At 66.7% G+C, this 15,306-nt stretch carries 16 protein-coding genes; 5 read left to right on the top strand and 11 right to left on the bottom strand.

The features are described 5' to 3' along the window. Nucleotide 1 precedes the first annotated feature (1 nt). The 11 genes from flgG to motA all read right to left on the bottom strand — a co-directional run bounded on the left by flgG (nt 2) and on the right by motA (nt 7,441). A complete protein-coding gene (flgG, locus tag H9Q09_RS09620; protein WP_024350312.1) occupies nt 2-790 on the bottom strand; it encodes a flagellar basal-body rod protein FlgG in 789 nt (262 codons plus the stop codon). An 83-nt stretch (nt 791-873) separates the two neighbouring features. Continuing rightward, nucleotides 874-1,191: a flagellar hook-basal body complex protein FliE gene (locus tag H9Q09_RS09615; protein WP_024350311.1), complete on the bottom strand. Its 318-nt coding sequence runs from the start codon at nt 1,189-1,191 to the stop codon at nt 874-876. A 2-nt stretch (nt 1,192-1,193) separates the two neighbouring features. Then, the gene (flgC, locus tag H9Q09_RS09610) at nt 1,194-1,610 is read right to left on the bottom strand and encodes a flagellar basal body rod protein FlgC (RefSeq protein WP_009210354.1); all 417 of its coding nucleotides are present in this window, start codon (nt 1,608-1,610) and stop codon (nt 1,194-1,196) included. A 4-nt stretch (nt 1,611-1,614) separates the two neighbouring features. Next, entirely contained in the window at nt 1,615-1,995 is a 381-nt protein-coding gene (flgB, locus tag H9Q09_RS09605) for a flagellar basal body rod protein FlgB (RefSeq protein ID WP_187390837.1), read from the bottom strand. Between the two features lie 215 nt (nt 1,996-2,210). Further along, entirely contained in the window at nt 2,211-2,612 is a 402-nt protein-coding gene (locus tag H9Q09_RS09600; RefSeq protein ID WP_228239723.1) for a hypothetical protein, read from the bottom strand. 29 nt (nt 2,613-2,641) lie between these two features. Further along, a complete protein-coding gene (gene flhB / locus H9Q09_RS09595) occupies nt 2,642-3,730 on the bottom strand; it encodes a flagellar biosynthesis protein FlhB (RefSeq protein ID WP_024350308.1) in 1,089 nt (362 codons plus the stop codon). Nucleotides 3,731-3,829: 99 nt separating this feature from the next. Further along, on the bottom strand, nt 3,830-4,873 hold the full coding sequence (locus tag H9Q09_RS09590; RefSeq protein ID WP_024350307.1) for a FliG C-terminal domain-containing protein: 1,044 nt from the start codon (nt 4,871-4,873) through the stop codon (nt 3,830-3,832). An 11-nt stretch (nt 4,874-4,884) separates the two neighbouring features. After that, nucleotides 4,885-5,214 (bottom strand): flagellar motor switch protein FliN, encoded by a 330-nt coding sequence (fliN, locus tag H9Q09_RS09585; protein WP_024350306.1) that lies wholly within the window; start codon nt 5,212-5,214, stop codon nt 4,885-4,887. Nucleotides 5,215-5,288: 74 nt separating this feature from the next. Beyond that, a complete protein-coding gene (locus H9Q09_RS09580) occupies nt 5,289-5,663 on the bottom strand; it encodes a hypothetical protein (RefSeq protein WP_187390836.1) in 375 nt (124 codons plus the stop codon). Further along, nucleotides 5,644-6,579 (bottom strand): FliM/FliN family flagellar motor switch protein, encoded by a 936-nt coding sequence (locus H9Q09_RS09575; RefSeq protein WP_024350304.1) that lies wholly within the window; start codon nt 6,577-6,579, stop codon nt 5,644-5,646. Before H9Q09_RS09575 ends, H9Q09_RS09580 begins: the two co-directional genes overlap by 20 nt. Nucleotides 6,580-6,583: 4 nt before the next feature. After that, complete coding sequence (motA, locus tag H9Q09_RS09570) at nt 6,584-7,441, bottom strand: flagellar motor stator protein MotA (RefSeq protein WP_024350303.1); 858 nt, start codon at nt 7,439-7,441, stop codon at nt 6,584-6,586. Nucleotides 7,442-7,779: 338 nt separating this feature from the next. Between motA and flgF the strand changes: the two genes are divergently transcribed. The 5 genes from flgF to H9Q09_RS09545 all read left to right on the top strand — a co-directional run bounded on the left by flgF (nt 7,780) and on the right by H9Q09_RS09545 (nt 15,237). Continuing rightward, on the top strand, nt 7,780-8,505 hold the full coding sequence (gene flgF / locus H9Q09_RS09565) for a flagellar basal-body rod protein FlgF (RefSeq protein WP_009210361.1): 726 nt from the start codon (nt 7,780-7,782) through the stop codon (nt 8,503-8,505). Next, on the top strand, nt 8,502-9,875 hold the full coding sequence (gene fliI, locus H9Q09_RS09560; RefSeq protein ID WP_187390835.1) for a flagellar protein export ATPase FliI: 1,374 nt from the start codon (nt 8,502-8,504) through the stop codon (nt 9,873-9,875). Before flgF ends, fliI begins: the two co-directional genes overlap by 4 nt. 90 nt (nt 9,876-9,965) lie before the next feature. Beyond that, nucleotides 9,966-10,484: a MarR family transcriptional regulator gene (locus H9Q09_RS09555; protein ID WP_187390834.1), complete on the top strand. Its 519-nt coding sequence runs from the start codon at nt 9,966-9,968 to the stop codon at nt 10,482-10,484. Then, the gene (locus H9Q09_RS09550) at nt 10,481-12,034 is read left to right on the top strand and encodes an efflux RND transporter periplasmic adaptor subunit (protein ID WP_187390833.1); all 1,554 of its coding nucleotides are present in this window, start codon (nt 10,481-10,483) and stop codon (nt 12,032-12,034) included. Before H9Q09_RS09555 ends, H9Q09_RS09550 begins: the two co-directional genes overlap by 4 nt. Further along, nucleotides 12,031-15,237 carry an efflux RND transporter permease subunit gene (locus H9Q09_RS09545; protein ID WP_187390832.1) on the top strand — a complete coding sequence of 1,069 codons (3,207 nt, stop codon included), beginning with the start codon at nt 12,031-12,033 and terminating at the stop codon, nt 15,235-15,237. The genes H9Q09_RS09550 and H9Q09_RS09545 overlap by 4 nt, the downstream gene beginning before the upstream one ends. Nucleotides 15,238-15,306 lie beyond the last annotated feature (69 nt).

The following is a 15,306-nucleotide window of genomic DNA, read 5'->3' as shown; positions in this document are numbered from 1 at the left end:
TTCAGCGAATCCCCTTCGAGACGACGCTCGCCATCTCGTCGGCTGCCGAGATCACCTTGGAGTTCATCTCGTAGGCGCGCTGGGCCGAGATCAGCTCGGAGATTTCCTTCACCGGATCGACGTTGGAATCTTCCAGATAGCCCTGCTGGATGGTGGCATAGCCCTCGTCGCCCGGAACGCCGGCCGTCGGGGCACCCGAAGCGATGGTCTCGCGGAACAGATTGCCGCCCTGCGCGGCAAGGCCGGCATTGTTGGCGAAGGTGGCAAGCGTCAGCTGGCCGAGCTCTTCCAGATCGGCGGCACCGCCGACGCGGGCGAAGACCTGGCCGCTCTCGTTGACGATGACCTCGCTGGTGTTGGCCGGCACGGTGATCGCCGGATCGACGAGCAGGCCGTCAAGGGTCACGAGCTGGCCGTCGCCATTGGTGTTGAAGGCGCCGTCGCGAGTGTAGAGAATCTCGCCGCCCGGGCCCTGGACCTGGAACCAGCCTTCGCCGTTCAGGGCGAGATCGAGCTTGTTGCCGGTCTGGTTGAGCGTGCCCTGGATATGCAGGTTGCGGATGGCCGCGAGCCGCGTACCGAGGCCGAGCTGGGCACCCTCGGGCACCACGCCCTGACCGCCGCGGGCTGCGACGCCCTGGGCGCGCTCGACCTGGTAGAGCAGATCGGTGAACTCGGCACGGGCCCGCTTGAAGCCGGTCGTGTTGATGTTCGCGATGTTGTTGGCAATGACCTCGACATTGGTCTGCTGCGCATTCATGCCGGTCGCGGCGATCGCAAGGGCTCGCATCGGATGCTTCCTTCAGGACGGTGTGCCCGGTCCCCGTCGATGCGGGGCGCCGTGGAAAGTTTCAGGTGGCGGAGACCGCCGGATCAGATCGCCATCCGCGACAGTTCCATGTAGGCGCTGACCGCCTTGTCGCGGATCGAGACCGCGGTCTGCAGCGTGCGTTCGGCTTCCATGACCGCCTCGACGACGGCCTGGGTGGTCGCCTGGCCGTTGATCCCACGGATCGAGGTGGCCTCGGCGGACTGGACGGTGGTCACGGCGTCCTTGGCGATCTGCGACAGGACGGCGCTGAAATCGGCGCCGGCGCCCTGGGGGGTCGCGGTTGCGCCGGTGGTGGCGAGGCCGGCATCCACGCTGCCGGTCTGGATGCGGGGCAGGCTCGCTCCGATAGCAGGAATCATGGTCAGCTCCTCAGCAGGTCGATGGTCATGTTGATGATTTCACGCGCCTGCTTCACCACCTGGATGTTGGCTTCGTAGGAGCGGTTGGCTTCGCGCATATCGGCCATCTCGACCAGCATCCGCACATTCGGCATCTTAACGTAGCCGTCGGCATTGGCGGCCGGATTGCCGGGATCGCTTTCCAGGATGAACGGCGTGTCGTCGCGGCCGACCTTGTCGACCGAGACCATCTGGGCGCCCGAGACCCGGTCGAGCTCGCTCTGGAAGCTGACCATCTTGCGCTGATACGGATCGCTGCCGGGCGTCGTGCCGGTGGTCTGCGCATTGGCGATGTTCTCGGAGACGATGCGCATGCGCGTCGATTGCGCCTGCAGGCCGCTGGCGGCGATCTTCAGAGACGAGAGCAGTGGATCGGCCATCGGATTATCCCTTCGCGGACATGATGAGCATGCGATGGAACGACTTCACCACCGACGTGCCGAGGGCGTATTCGCGCGACACTTCGCCGGCCTTCAGCATTTCCTGCGGCAGGCTGACGGAGTTGCCCGAATGCTTGACGCTCCAGGGCATCTCGTTGACGACGTCGGAACCGCCGCCCGCACTGTCCATCGAGGCCAGATGCATCGCCTGCGACCGCGACATGCGCAGCGCCGTGGCGTCGAGCGCCTCGGTGAAGGACGAGATATCCTTGGAGGTGTAGCCGGGCGTGTCGACATTGGCGACGTTCTCGGCGACCACCGTCTGGCGCTGGGCCAGATAGGCGGTGCGCTGCGATGCGAGCCCGAAGATGTAGAGACTATCCATGACGATCCGCGCTGAAAACTTGCGACGGGTCCAGCCTTAGGACGAGGCGCTTGTCCGAAGCTTGATGGATCGGCAGGAACGACTTGAAATGAAACGTCAGGGGGAAAGTATTGCCCGCAGGAGGCCATAATCCCGCATCCGCGGCATGGCGCGCGGAGCGGGGCTGGTGCGGGACTTGCGGAGAGGGATCGGAGCGGTCCGCCGGACCGCCCGGATCAGGACGCGCGCGGCTTCAGATGCGCGTCGTGGATGGCGTTTTCCAGACGCTCGACGCCCTCGTCGGGGCAGGCCGGGCTGTCGAAGGAGATGTAGGTGATGTCGACGGCCGCGGTGGCGGCGCCCAGCTCGAGCTGGAAATGCGCGGTCACGCCGTCATAGACGAATTCCAGCGCCAGGCAGACGATCGGCACCGTGCCCCACGACACCCGGACATGACCGGAATTGGCGAAGCGCAGGACACCCGGCTTGAGAAACAGCTCCGCCGAGGAGGTCACGATGTCGGACAGATTGCCGTAGCGCTCCAGTCGCAGGAAGGCGATGTAATCGACCACTTCGACCAGCCGCAGCTCGGCGGCGACTTCCTTGATGCCTTCGGCGAGCGCGCGCTCCCGGGACAAGGTCCTGTGCTTGCGAATATCCAGCATGGCTACGCTGTAGCAACTCCTACCTTGGATCCCGTGCGGGAGTGGAGGAAATAGATGATCTCAGCGATCGCCTTGAAGAACTGGGGCGGAATCATCTGATCGATTTCGACATGATCGTACATCGACCTTGCCAAGAGCTTGTCTTCGATTACCGGAACATCGTTGGCTTCGGCGATTTCACGAATTTTCAGCGCGACCAGATCGGCGCCCTTGGCGACGACCATCGGAGCGCCGCCCTCTTCGCGATTGTAGCGCAGCGCGATGGCGTAATGGGTCGGGTTGGCGATCACCAGGGTGGCCAGCGGCACGTCGGCCATCATGCGGCGGCGGACACGGTCACGGCCGATCTGGCGCTGGCGCGCCTTGATCTGCGGATCGCCCTCGGCCTGCTTGTTCTCGTCCTTGATTTCCTGCTTCGACATCATCAGGTCGCGGCGCCAGTGGAACCGGGTCATGGCCAGGTCGGCGGCGACGAGCACGATGGTGGCGATCGAGATGCCCGACAAGAGCTTCATCGCCATCTGCAGGATCAGCTCGGGCACCAGCACGGGGTCCGCGAACATGGCCTGCATCATCGTCGGGAAGCTCGACACGAGCAACATGCTGACGACGACGCCGATGGTGATGAACTTGAACACCGCCTTGCCGAACTCCGTCAGCCCGCGCAGGCCGAAAATGCGCGTGAAGCCGGATGCCGGCGACACGTTCGACCATTTCGGCCGAATGCGCTCGATATTGATCTGGGGCGGATTCTGCAGGACGGAAGAGATGACGCCGCCGGCGACGAAGAGCCCTGCGGCCGGCAGGATGAACCAGACGGCCTCGCGGGCCAGCATATGCAGGACGTGTAGAGCATCGGCACTCGTATCCAAATCCCACTGGAGCGGGTTCTCGAACGTCGTCTGCAGCGACAGCAGGAGGCGCTGGACACCCTCACGGGCTTGCAGCGCGATGAACGCCATGATGGCCAGAAGCGAGGCCAAAATAGGCGCTTCCCGCGAAACCGGAAGGTTGCCCTTCTCGACCGCGTCGCTGATCTTCTTCTCGGTCGGGAACTCTGTTTTTGAGGATTTGTCCTCGCTATCCGACACTGGCGATTAAGCTCCGCAGGTGTTGACGTTCAGTGAAGAGAACGGCTTTCCCGGCCGATGACGGGAAAGCCGTGGAGGACACGCGGCGCTTTCGCGCCGTTATGCTTCGGATTCGCCGTGCAGATCCAGCTTGCCCTGGCTCCACAGCTCCAGCGCCGTGCTGGCCACCTGGCGGCGGGCGCGATCGATGTCGGCCGCCGGCTTTTCGTCGCCGCGCTTGAACTCGGCCTCGACCATGCGCCGCGAACGGGCACTGAGCGAGGACAGTGCGGCCTCCTTCAGCTCTTCGCTCGCGCTGACGAAGGCGGTGATGATCACCTCCGTGTCGATCGCATCGAACAGCACCATGCGGGCGCGCTTGTCGAGCGCCACGATGTCGTCGAAGGCGAAGAGCAGGTTGCGGAGCTTCTCGGCATCCTTCGGCGAGGTCTGGTCGAGCATCACGATCAGGTCGTCGGCATGGCTCTTCGACATGCGGTTGACGATGTCGGCGAGGATCGTGTGGCTGCTCTGCTGCTCGCCCCTGTCCGGCGACGCCAGATAGGCCTGCCGCAGATGGACCTCGAGCAGGCGCTGCACCGGCCGCGTCAGCGACTTCAGCGTCAGCACCCGGCGCATGACGTCATGCCGGAAAGCCGGATCGAATTCGCGGGCGACGGTCGCCGCCGTATCGGGCCGGATCTTCGACAGGAGCACCGCCACCACATGCGGGTGTTCGCGCGACAGCCGCGGCGCAAGGATCTCGCCCTGCAGCTCGGCGACCGAATCCCAGACATTGCGGGAATCGCGCTCGGCAGCCTTCGCGCCGTCGTCGCCTTCGCCGGGCGACACCGAGAAGATCGTCTCGAATTCTTCTTCCGACAGCGACTCCTTGAGCAGATTGGTCATCTGCTGGGACGGCGCGTCCAGCCCCGGCGCCTTCTTGAAGGCGTCCTGGAACTCGTCGACCAGCTCGGCGATCTGTTCGGGCGTGACCGATTGCAGACCGGCCGCGCTTTCCTTCAGAAGCTTGATCTCGCTGGCGGAGAAATGCTTGAGCAACCGGGACGTGCCGGGTGCTCCGAGCGTAAGGAGCAGAACAGCCACGCGGGCCTTGCCGCTTGCCGGCAGTTCCGGAACGTTATCCTGAAAAGCGGCGATCATCGACATGATCGTCAGGCTGCCCGCTGGTTCTTGGCGGCAATGCGCGCGCCCGGCTTGGCAACTTCGGTGAGGGTGACGCCGAAGCGCTGCTCGTCGTTGTCGAGGACGACGATCTCGCCGCGGGCGATGACACGACCGTTGATGATCACGTCGACCGGGTCGCCGACCTTGCTCTCCAGCTTGACCACGGCACCGCGACCCAGGTCGAGCACTTCGGCGACGGTCATGCTGGTCGAGCCGAGCACGATGTGCATCGTGACCTGCAGATCCTTCACCAGGTCCAGATCCATCCGGCCGGTGCCCAGGTCAGCGCTGCTGGTGGCGAAGTTGTCGTCGGTCATGGCGTTTTCGTCCTTGGGTCTTCAGCCGTCCGCATCATGCGGGGGCCGTGTCACACGGGAGTGATCAATCCGATTTAGCCGGCCAGACTGGCGTGAAGCCTGCGATCGGTCCATTCGCCTGCCGGCGGCAGGACGCGATGAACGCGGCCGGCCTCGGCACGGCGCGGCAGGGCGTCCGCCTCGACGATCAGACGCCCGAGCCGGTCGGTGGCGTCGTCGGCTTCGGCAATCCGGAATTCCAGGCGGCGCAGCGTCTCGACGCCCTCGTGCTTCAGCCCGACCACCACTTCGGCGGCGCGGGTGATCGAGGCATCGGCCTGTGCGAGCGAGGCGGAGAGCGCACTTTCCGAGGAGCGCAGGGTCCGCAGCTCGCGCTGCATGCGGGTGCAGCGGAACGCCGTCACGACCAGCGCCACGACGAGAGCGAAATCAAGCAGATAGGATATCATCAATAAACTCCTCGGCGGGGTCGATGCGCTCTTCGATGCGGACGACGTAGGAATCGCGCGAGCGGCCCATATGGGCGCGGAACAGCGGCTGGTCCTCGCATTCGATGGCGATCAGGCTGTTGGCGCTGACATCCAGCGGAATGGTGTCGCCAACAGCGAAGCCGGCGATCGTTCCCAGGTCGATCTTCTTCTTGGTGACGATGGCACTGAGACGAAGATCGCTCTTGGCGAAGCTTTCCTTGATGGCGTTCGACCAGCTTTCCTCGCGATCCGGCGGCGGCATCTTCGGCGGCTCCCGCAGGAAGCGGAGATGCGGCGCGAAGAGCGCGCCCGGCAGCGCGAAGGTGATGGTCGTCGACAGCGAGGCAACCGTCAGATCGAAGCGGAACAGGATGAACCGGTCGGTCTCGCCGGCCAGCTGCTCGCCGAGTTCGGCCGCGTTGATGATGTTGCCCACCGACAGACGCAACTCGCCGATCATCTCGAACACCGACAATGCGGAGTCGGCGATGGTCGCCAGCCCCAGCTTGACGATGCTGCGGTCGAGATCGGTCGGCGTGCGCGGCGGGGTTCCCGGCGGTGACGGCTCGGCGGCGAAGAGCGCGGAGATCAGGGCCTCCAGCGCCTCGTGGTCGAGCATCGCATAGCCGGGGCTGCGAAAACGCGGCGAAGACAATGGCGCATACATGGTGCCGTCGTCTTCGGCTTCGTCGAGCTCGGGACCGAAATCCGATTCCACCTCCCGAAGCGTCAGGTCGAGGCTCGCGCCGGCGATCGCGGAAATCTTGGTCGCGGCCGAGGCGGCCCAGGTCTCGGCCATGTGCTTGAGGCGCGGCAGGCGCCGGGGTTCGAATTCGGCGGCATTGCGAAGGCGTTCGCCGACATCCGCACCGCTGATCTGTTCGGTCTGGCTCATCGGATCAGGCTCCACCGCCGATGGTCTCGGTCTCGACCTGGTCGATGGACGGGCGGTCGTAGGCAGAGATGGTCTTGCGGCCGTATTCGAGGGCGACCTGCGGAATGGCGCCGTTCATGTAGGCGATCAGCGTGGAGCGCACGATGACGAAGACGCGGATGTTCTTCTCGCGCACCGACTTCACCTTGGTGGCGACCGGGCCGACCACGCCATAGGAGAAGAAGATGCCGGCGAAGGTGCCGACGAGGGCGGCGCCGATCAGGTGACCGAGCACTTCCGGCGACTGGTCGAGCGCGCCCATGGCCTTGATGACGCCGAGAACGGCGGCGACGATGCCCAGTGCCGGCAGGCCGTCGGCCATGTCCTGGAGGGCGTGCTTGGGCTTGAGCCGGTCCGAGGAGATCGTCTGGATCTCTTCTTCCATCAGCGCCTCAATCTCGTGCGGACGAGCGTTGCCGATGATGATGAGGCGGCAATAGTCGCAGATGAAGTGGACGAGCGACTCGTCCTTCATCAGCTCCGGATAGGCCTGGAAGATCGGCGACTCCTTCGGCTCGTCGATATGCGCCTCGACCTCGCCGCGCGACTTGGAGCGCATCTCGCGCATCAGCTGATGCAGCAGTGCCAGCACCTTCAGATAGTCGTTCTGCGTGGGCACCTTGTTGGCGAAGGCTTCCTTCACCGCCTTGCCGGTGTCCTTGACCACCTTGGTGGGGTTGGCGACCAGGAAGGTTCCGATCGAGGACCCGAGAATGATGACGTACTCGAACGGCTGCACGAGAACGCCGAGATGGCCACCCATGGCGACGAAGCCGCCGAGAAGGCAGCTCAAGGTGACGATCAGTCCGACTACAATGCCCATGCGGCCCCCGAATGCGAATGTTGCAGACCACCGGTAGGAAGTACCGCTTGTGCGAGCCTTGCCCCCGCACCAATCTGGCGGGCGGATCGGGCTGGAACGGCGCGTGGCGACAGGCTGGCGCAAGGGTGAGACCGGATTTTCACGGCATACATTCTTCTACCGGAGGCCCGTATGCCGGCCGCAACCAACCGATCGACCCTCAAGCGCCGCGATATGGCCGGTGCCATCGTGCGCATGGCCGGACGGGCCCGCATCGAGCGCGTTCTTGACCGGTCGGCCCTGTCCGCCGGTTCGGCCGCCACGTCCGGTCTCCTCCAAGACAGTCGGGATATCTGACGATGGAAACTGCTCTTCCAGTCGCCCTGTCGGCGCAGCTCGCCATGTCGAAGCGGCTCGACACCATTGCCCACAACGTCGCCAATTCGCGCACGACGGGCTTTCGCGCCGAGGAGATCAAGTTCGAGGAGCTGATCTCGCTCAGCGCGCCCGAGCCGGTCTCCTTCGCCTCCGAGGGCACCACCTATTTCTCCACCCGCTCCGGTGAGATGACCCAGACCGGCAACCCGCTGGACATGGCCGTGGACGGCGACGCCTTCTTCGCCTTCCAGGGGCCGAACGGGCCGGTCTACACCCGCGACGGCCGCATGCGGATCAATGCCCAGGGCATGGTCGAGACGATCAGCGGCTATCCGCTCGTCGATGTCGGCGGCGCGCCGCTGCAGGTCGATCCGAATGCCGGCCCGGTGACCATCACCCGTGACGGCATGATCACCCAGAACGGCGCCCAGGCCGGCGCCGTCGGCCTGTTCCAGCTGCCGGCCGGCGCCAAGCTGACGCGCTTCGAGAATTCCGGCCTGATCCCGGATCGCGCCGCCGTGCCGATCGTCGAATTCGCCGATGTCGGTGTGATTCAGGGTTTCCAGGAAGGCTCGAACGTCAATCCGATGCTCGAGATCAGCCGGCTGATCTCGCTGCAGCGCGCCTTCGAGAATGCGTCCAACCTCGTGCAGAGCTCGGAGCGCACGCTGGATGACGCGGTCAAGACGCTCGGGACGAACTCGTGACGGCTGCGCCGACCTCCGGTTCCGGCCAGACCCGGCTCGACGATCATTGCCTGTCGATCACCGGCCACATCATCGACGTCTCGCCGCAGGCCTTCCGCGTCGCGGGCCTTTCGCCATTCGTGCGGCTGGGCGATCGCATTGCCTGCCCGGGCGATGATGGCGACGCGATCGGCGAAGTGGTGCGCATCGAGCAGGGCAGCCTGACCGTCAAACCCTTCGCCAACCGCTTCGTGCGCGGCGTCAAGGCGCCGGCCCGTCAGATCGGGCCCTTCATGGTCTCGCCCTCGCGCAGCTGGAAAGGCCGCGTTCTCGACGCCTTCGGCCGGCCGACCGACGGCAAGGGGCCGGTAACCGAAGGCGACGATCCGCGCCGCGCCGACGCGCCGCCGCTTCCCGCCATGCAGCGTGGCCGCACCGGCAAGCCCGTCGCCACGGGCGTGCGCGCCCTCGACATCTTCACGCCGCTGGTCCGCGGCCAGCGCATCGGCATCTTCGCCGGCTCCGGCGTCGGCAAGTCGACGCTGATGAGCATGCTGGCGCGCGCCAAGGGCTTCGACACCGTGGTGGTCGCCCTGGTCGGCGAGCGTGGCCGCGAAGTGCGCGAGTTCCTCGAAGAGACCATGGCCGGCAATCTGTCCAAGGTCGTCACCATCGTCGCCACCGGCGACGAGAGCCCGATGATGCGGCGCCTGGCGCCGCGCACCGCCACCAGCGTCGCCGAATATTTCCGTGACCGGGGCGACAGCGTCCTTTTGATCGTCGACAGCGTCACCCGCCTCGCCCATGCCGCCCGCGACGTCGCCCTTGCCGCCGGCGAGCCGCCGGTTGCGCGCGGCTATCCGCCGAGCGTCTTCTCCGAACTGCCGCAGCTTCTGGAGCGCGCCGGACCGGGGCTCGAAGGCTCCGGCTCGATCACCGGCATCTTCTCCGTACTGGTCGATGGCGACGATCACAACGATCCCATCGCCGACGCCATCCGCGGCACGCTGGACGGCCATATCGTGCTGGACCGCGCGATTGCCGAACAGGGCCGTTTCCCGGCTGTGGACGTCCTGAAATCCATCTCGCGCCTTGCCGACCGGGCCTGGAACCCGCAGGAGCGCGAGCTCGTCAGTCGCCTGCGCAGCATGATCTCGCGCTACGAGGACACGCGGGATCTGCGTCTCCTCGGCGGCTATCAGCGGGGCAGCGATCAGACGCTGGACCAGGCCGTCGATCTGGTGCCGCATGTCTACGAGCATCTCGTCCAGCATCCTGAGGAAGGGCCCTGCAAGCAGCCCTTCGAGGATCTGAGCGCGCGGCTGAAGAAGAGCTTCCAGCCGCCCGCTCCGGTCGTCGCCGCAGGTCCGGGCAAGCCCGCCGTCGCCTGACCGGCACCCTTCCGTGACATTCAGCCATAGCTGAACGATTTGTCTGCGTTCAGTCTTGATTGAACGGCCCGGCGCACGTATCTGCGCCGGATGAACATCGTCCTCGATCACCAGTCCGTCCCGGCCGACGACGGCAGCGCCGTGCGCGCGCATTTCGTCGACCGCATGGGCCACCATCTCGAAGTGGAAGGTTTGCCGCGGATCGCGGGTCGTCTGTTCGGCTATCTGATCCTTGCGCCCGAACCGGTGAGCTTCGGCGCGCTGGCCGAGACCCTCGGCGTCAGCCGCGGTTCGATCTCGACCAATGCCCGGCTCCTCGAGAGCAAGGGGCTGATCGAGCGGATGGCCGTGCCGGGCGAGCGCCAGGACTTCTTCCGCCTCGCCGAGCGCCCTTATGCGAACATGATGCGCGGCATCATCGCGCGGATGCAGGACATGCTCGCCACCCTTGCCGAGACCGCCGATGCCCTGCCCGGCGACGCCGCCGTCGAGCGCGCCCGGCTCGATGAGGCACGCCAGTTCTTCGAAACGTCGGTCTCCGCCTTTGCCGACATCGCCGCGCGCCTGGCCGATCAGCCTGTGCCCGCGCAAACCCCGGACGACCGATGACCAGCACCGACGAAAACCGGACGCAGACACCGGCCGCCGACACCGCGCCCCCCGCCAGGGAACCGAGGTCCTATGCCGGCTGGCTGGCGACCCTCTTCGTTCTCGCCCTCGTGGCGTGGATGGGCTCGGGCTATCTCTACCCTGCCGAAGACACCGCCACGGCGCCGCAGGCGCGCCAGCAGCAGCCCTTCACCGTCGAGGCTTTCGCCTCGACCGCCAAGGCGGTGACCCAGTTCGTCGCCGCCGAGGGTCAGGTCTCGCCCGACCGCATCACCCCGGTGCGCGCCAAGGTCGGCGGCACGGTGGAAGAGGTGCTCGTCGCCAAGGGCGATTTCCTCGAGGAAGGCACGCTGATCGCCCGGATCGCGCTCGACGATCGCAGCGCCCAGGTCGCCCAGGCCGAGGCCGAGCTGTCGCGCCGCCAGGGCGAGTACGACCGGGTCTCGGGGCTGGCCGATCGCGGCTATTCGACCGCCGCCGAAGTCGAGGCCGCGCAGGCCGAACTCGCCAGCGCCAAGGCGGCGCTTGCAGCGATCCGGCAGACCACCGGCGACACCGAGATCCGCGCGCCGATCACCGGCGTGCTCGACGCCTTCGACCTCGATCTCGGCGAATTCGTCGCCGCCAGCGCTGAGGTCGGCCAGCAGATCGACATCGATCCCCTGACCGTCGACGTGCAGATCGCCCAGCAGAATGTCGGCAAGGTCCGGGTCGGCCAGCCGGCCGCCGTCACCTTCATTACCGGCGAGGCGCGCGAGGGCACGGTGCGCTACATCGCGGCCAATGCCGATACCGCCACCCGGACCTTCCCGGTGGAGGTCGTGGTCGAAAATCCCGACCGCGACATCCCGGCCGGCATTTCGGCGCAGGTCCGCATCCCCACCGGCGAGACGCCGGCGCATTTCATCTCGGCGGCCCTCCTGGCGCTCGGCCCGGACGGCACGCTCGGCGTCAAGGCGGTCGGCGAAGATGACGTCGTCAGCTTCCACCCGATCGAACTGGTGCGCGCCGAGACCGACGGCATCTGGGTGAGCGGACTGCCGGACGAGCTGCGCATCATCTCGGTGGGCCAGGGCTTCGTCGCGGCCGGCGAGACCGTGCGCGTCGTGGCGCCCGAACCGGGTAAACCGGGTGAGCCGGACACCGCAGCAGATCCGCAGGTGGAGCTTCCCGAACCGGCCCCCGACATCGTCGGCGAAACCGCCAGCGAACAGGGAGAGGGCGCCGGCGGGATCGTGGCGCAGGGCGATGCCGACGCCGACGTGCCGGAGGCCGCGACCACCGAAGAGAGCACCGAGACCGCTTCGATCGCCCCGCAGACCGCCGCCGAGATCGAAGCGTCGCTGGAGGCCCTGCCGGTGCGGGCGCTGCAGCAGCGGCTGGAAACGCTCGGCTATTCGCCCGGCACCGTCGACGGCGTTCTCGGCGCATCGACGCGTTCGGCGATCCGAGCCTATCAGCGCGACAACGGCATGGAGGTGACCGGCGAGGTGACGCCGGCGCTGGCGGGCGCCTTGCTTTTCGACGATGCCGCGGAGACGGGCCAGTGAGAGCCCTTATCGACGCCGCCTTCGACCGGTCACGCACGGTCCTCCTGTTCCTCATCCTGGTGCTGATCGCCGGTATCGCCGGCTATCAGGCAATCCCGAAGGAATCCTCGCCCGACATCCCGATCCCGGTGATGTATGTCAGCGCGGTGCTGGAAGGCATCTCGCCGGAGGACAGCGAGCGCCTGCTGGTGCGGCCGCTGGAGACCGAACTGTCGTCCCTCTCCGGGCTCGACGAGATGGAGGCGCACGCCTCCGAGGGCTTCGCCTCGGTGCAGCTGAAATTCGAGGCGGGCTTCGACGCCGACGAGGCACTGACCGACGTCAAGGACGCCGTCGACCGCGCCAAGCCGAACATGCCGGCCGAGGTCGACGAGCCGGTGGTCACCGAGGTGAACACCTCGCTGTTCCCGATCCTGACCGTCGTCCTGTCGGGGCCGATCCCCGAACGCTCGCTGGTCAATATCGCCGGCGACCTCAAGGACGATCTGGAAGCCCTGTCGGGCGTTCTGGAGATCGACATCGGCGGCGAGCGCGAAGAGCTGATGGAGGTCCTGATCGACCCCACGGTCTTCGAGACCTACAATCTGTCCTTCGACGAACTGGTCAGCCAGATCAGCCGCAACAACCGGCTGATCGCCGCCGGCGCGCTCGACACCGGGGCCGGACGCATCGTCCTCAAGGTGCCCGGCCTGATCGAGGACGCGCAGGACGTGCTCGACCTGCCGATCAAGGTCGACGGCTCGACGGTTCTGACCTTCAAGGACGTCGCCATCGCGCGGCGCACCTTCGAGGACCCGGAGGGCTTTGCCCGCATCGACGGCGAACCGTCGCTGGCGCTGGAAGTGAAGAAGCGCTCCGGCGCCAACATCATCGAGACGGTGGACGCCGTGCGCGAGGTGGTCGCGCGCCAGAAGGAAGCCTGGCCCGAGACGGTGAGCGTGCGCTACCTGCAGGACGAGTCCGAGCAGGTGAAGACCATGCTCGGCGACCTGGAAAACAACGTCATCTCGGCCATCGTCTTGGTGATGATCGTCATCGTCGCGGCGCTCGGCTTCCGCACCTCGGTGCTGGTCGGCCTGTCGATCCCGGGCTCCTTCCTCGCCGGCATCGCGATCCTCTGGCTCGCCGGCTACACGATGAACATCATCGTCCTGTTCTCGCTGATCCTGGTGGTCGGCATGCTGGTCGACGGGGCCATCGTCACCACCGAGCTCGCCGACCGGCGGCTTCTGGAAGGCGCCTCCCCGCGCGAGGCCTATCGCCAGGCCGCCAAGCGCATGGCCTGGCCGATCATCGCCTCGACGGTCACGACGCTCGCTGTGTTCCTGCCGCTTCTGTTCTGGAGCGGGATCGTCGGCGAGTTCATGAAATTCCTGCCGATCACGGTGATGATCACCCTCGCCGCATCTTTGTTCATGGCGCTGGTCTTCATTCCCGTGCTCGGCGGCATGATCGGCAAGGCCCAGCCGATGCCGGCGCGCCAGCGCGCGGCCATCGAGGCCGCCGAGACCGGCGACATGTCGCAGATCGGCGGCTGGACCGGCACCTATCTGCGGGTCCTGCGCAGCGCCGTGAAGGCGCCCTTCGCCACGTTCGTCATCGCCACCGTCCTGCTCGTCGGCGCCTTCTACGGCTATTCGCAGCACGGCAAGGGCGTCGAGTTCTTCCCGTCGATCGAACCGGAATTCGCCCAGGTGCAGATCCGCGCCCGCGACAATTTCTCGATCTTCGAGCGCGACGCGCTGGTGCGCCGGGTCGAGAACCGGCTGCTCGGCATGGAGGAGGTGCAGACCGTCTATGCCCGCACGCTGAGCGAGGGCGGCGCCCGACAGGTCGGGGCCGACGTCATCGGCACCGTCCAGCTCGAGCTCGACGAATGGGACGAGCGGCGCAAGGCGACGGCGATCTTCGACGACATCCGCGCAAGGGTCGCCGACATTCCCGGCATCACGGTCCAGGTGCAGCAGGAGCAGAACGGCCCGGCCAGCGGCAAGCCGGTCAATCTCAAGCTGCTCGGCCCGTCGCTGGACACGCTGGCCGATGGCATCGCCACGGCCCGCGGGCTGATGGAGGAGATCGGCGGCTTCACCAACGTCACCGACACGCGCCCCCTGCCCGGCGTCGAATGGCAGCTGCAGGTCAACCGCGAGGAGGCCGCGCGCTACGGCGCCGACGTCTCGCTGCTCGGCCAGGCCGTCCGGCTGCTGACCGCCGGGATCGAGGTTTCCAACTATCGGCCCGAGGATGCCGGCGGCGACGGCGAGGTGCCGATCCGCGTGCGCTTCCCGGCCGGCGACCGCACGCTGGAGCGGCTGCAGGATCTGCGGATCCCCACCGCGCAGGGGCTCGTGCCGATCCGCAACTTTGTCTCCTTCAAGCCGGCGCCCAAGGTCGGCACGATCATCCGCATCGACCAGCGCCGGGTCATGGCAGTGGAGGCGGACGTCGCCGAGGGGCTGCTGGTCAACGACCAGATCGTCGCCCTGCGGCAGGCGCTGGAACAGGCCAGCCTGCCGCCCGGCGTCGATTTCCGCTTCGGCGGCGAGGCGGAGGACCAGGCGGAAGCGATGAGCTTCCTCGCCGGCGCCTTCGGCGCGGCGATCTTCCTGATGTTCCTGGTGCTGGTGACCCAGTTCAACTCGATCTACCAGGCGATCCTGGTGATGAGTGCCATCGTGTTCTCGACGGCCGGAGTGTTCTACGGCCTGCTCCTCACCGGCCGCCCGTTCGGGGTGGTGATGGGGGGCATCGGCGTGATCGCGCTGGCCGGCATCGTGGTCAACAACAACATCGTCCTGATCGACACCTACAACGATCTGCGGCGCTCGGGTCAGCCGCCGCTGGAAGCGCTGTTGCGCACCGGCGCCCAGCGCCTGCGGCCGGTGTTCCTGACCTCGATCACCACCGTTCTCGGGCTGATGCCGATGGTGATCGGCGTCAATATCGACTTCGTCCACCGCACCATGGCGTTCGGCGCGCCCTCGACCCAGTGGTGGACAGAGCTGTCGAGCGCCATCGCCGGCGGGCTGACCTTCGCGACGGTGCTGACGCTGGTGCTGACCCCGGCCATGCTGATGCTGGGCGAATGCCTGGTCGCCTGGTTCAAGCGCAAGCGCGGCGAGGACGTGCCAAGCCCGCTCATCGGCGATCCGCTGGCAAAGCACGCGCCGGCGCCGGCAAGCGCCGCGCCCGCCCCCGCCTGACGGAACCGCACCGGTAGCGTCGCCGCGCGCGGTCGATCGACGCGGCTCCCAGCATGCAGAAAGGCCGGG

Source organism: Aurantimonas sp. DM33-3 (assembly GCF_014334315.1).
Lineage (GTDB): Bacteria > Pseudomonadota > Alphaproteobacteria > Rhizobiales > Rhizobiaceae > Aurantimonas > Aurantimonas coralicida.
The sequence above is the reverse complement of the archived record's forward strand: the minus strand, read 5'-3'. Positions and strand labels throughout refer to the sequence as shown.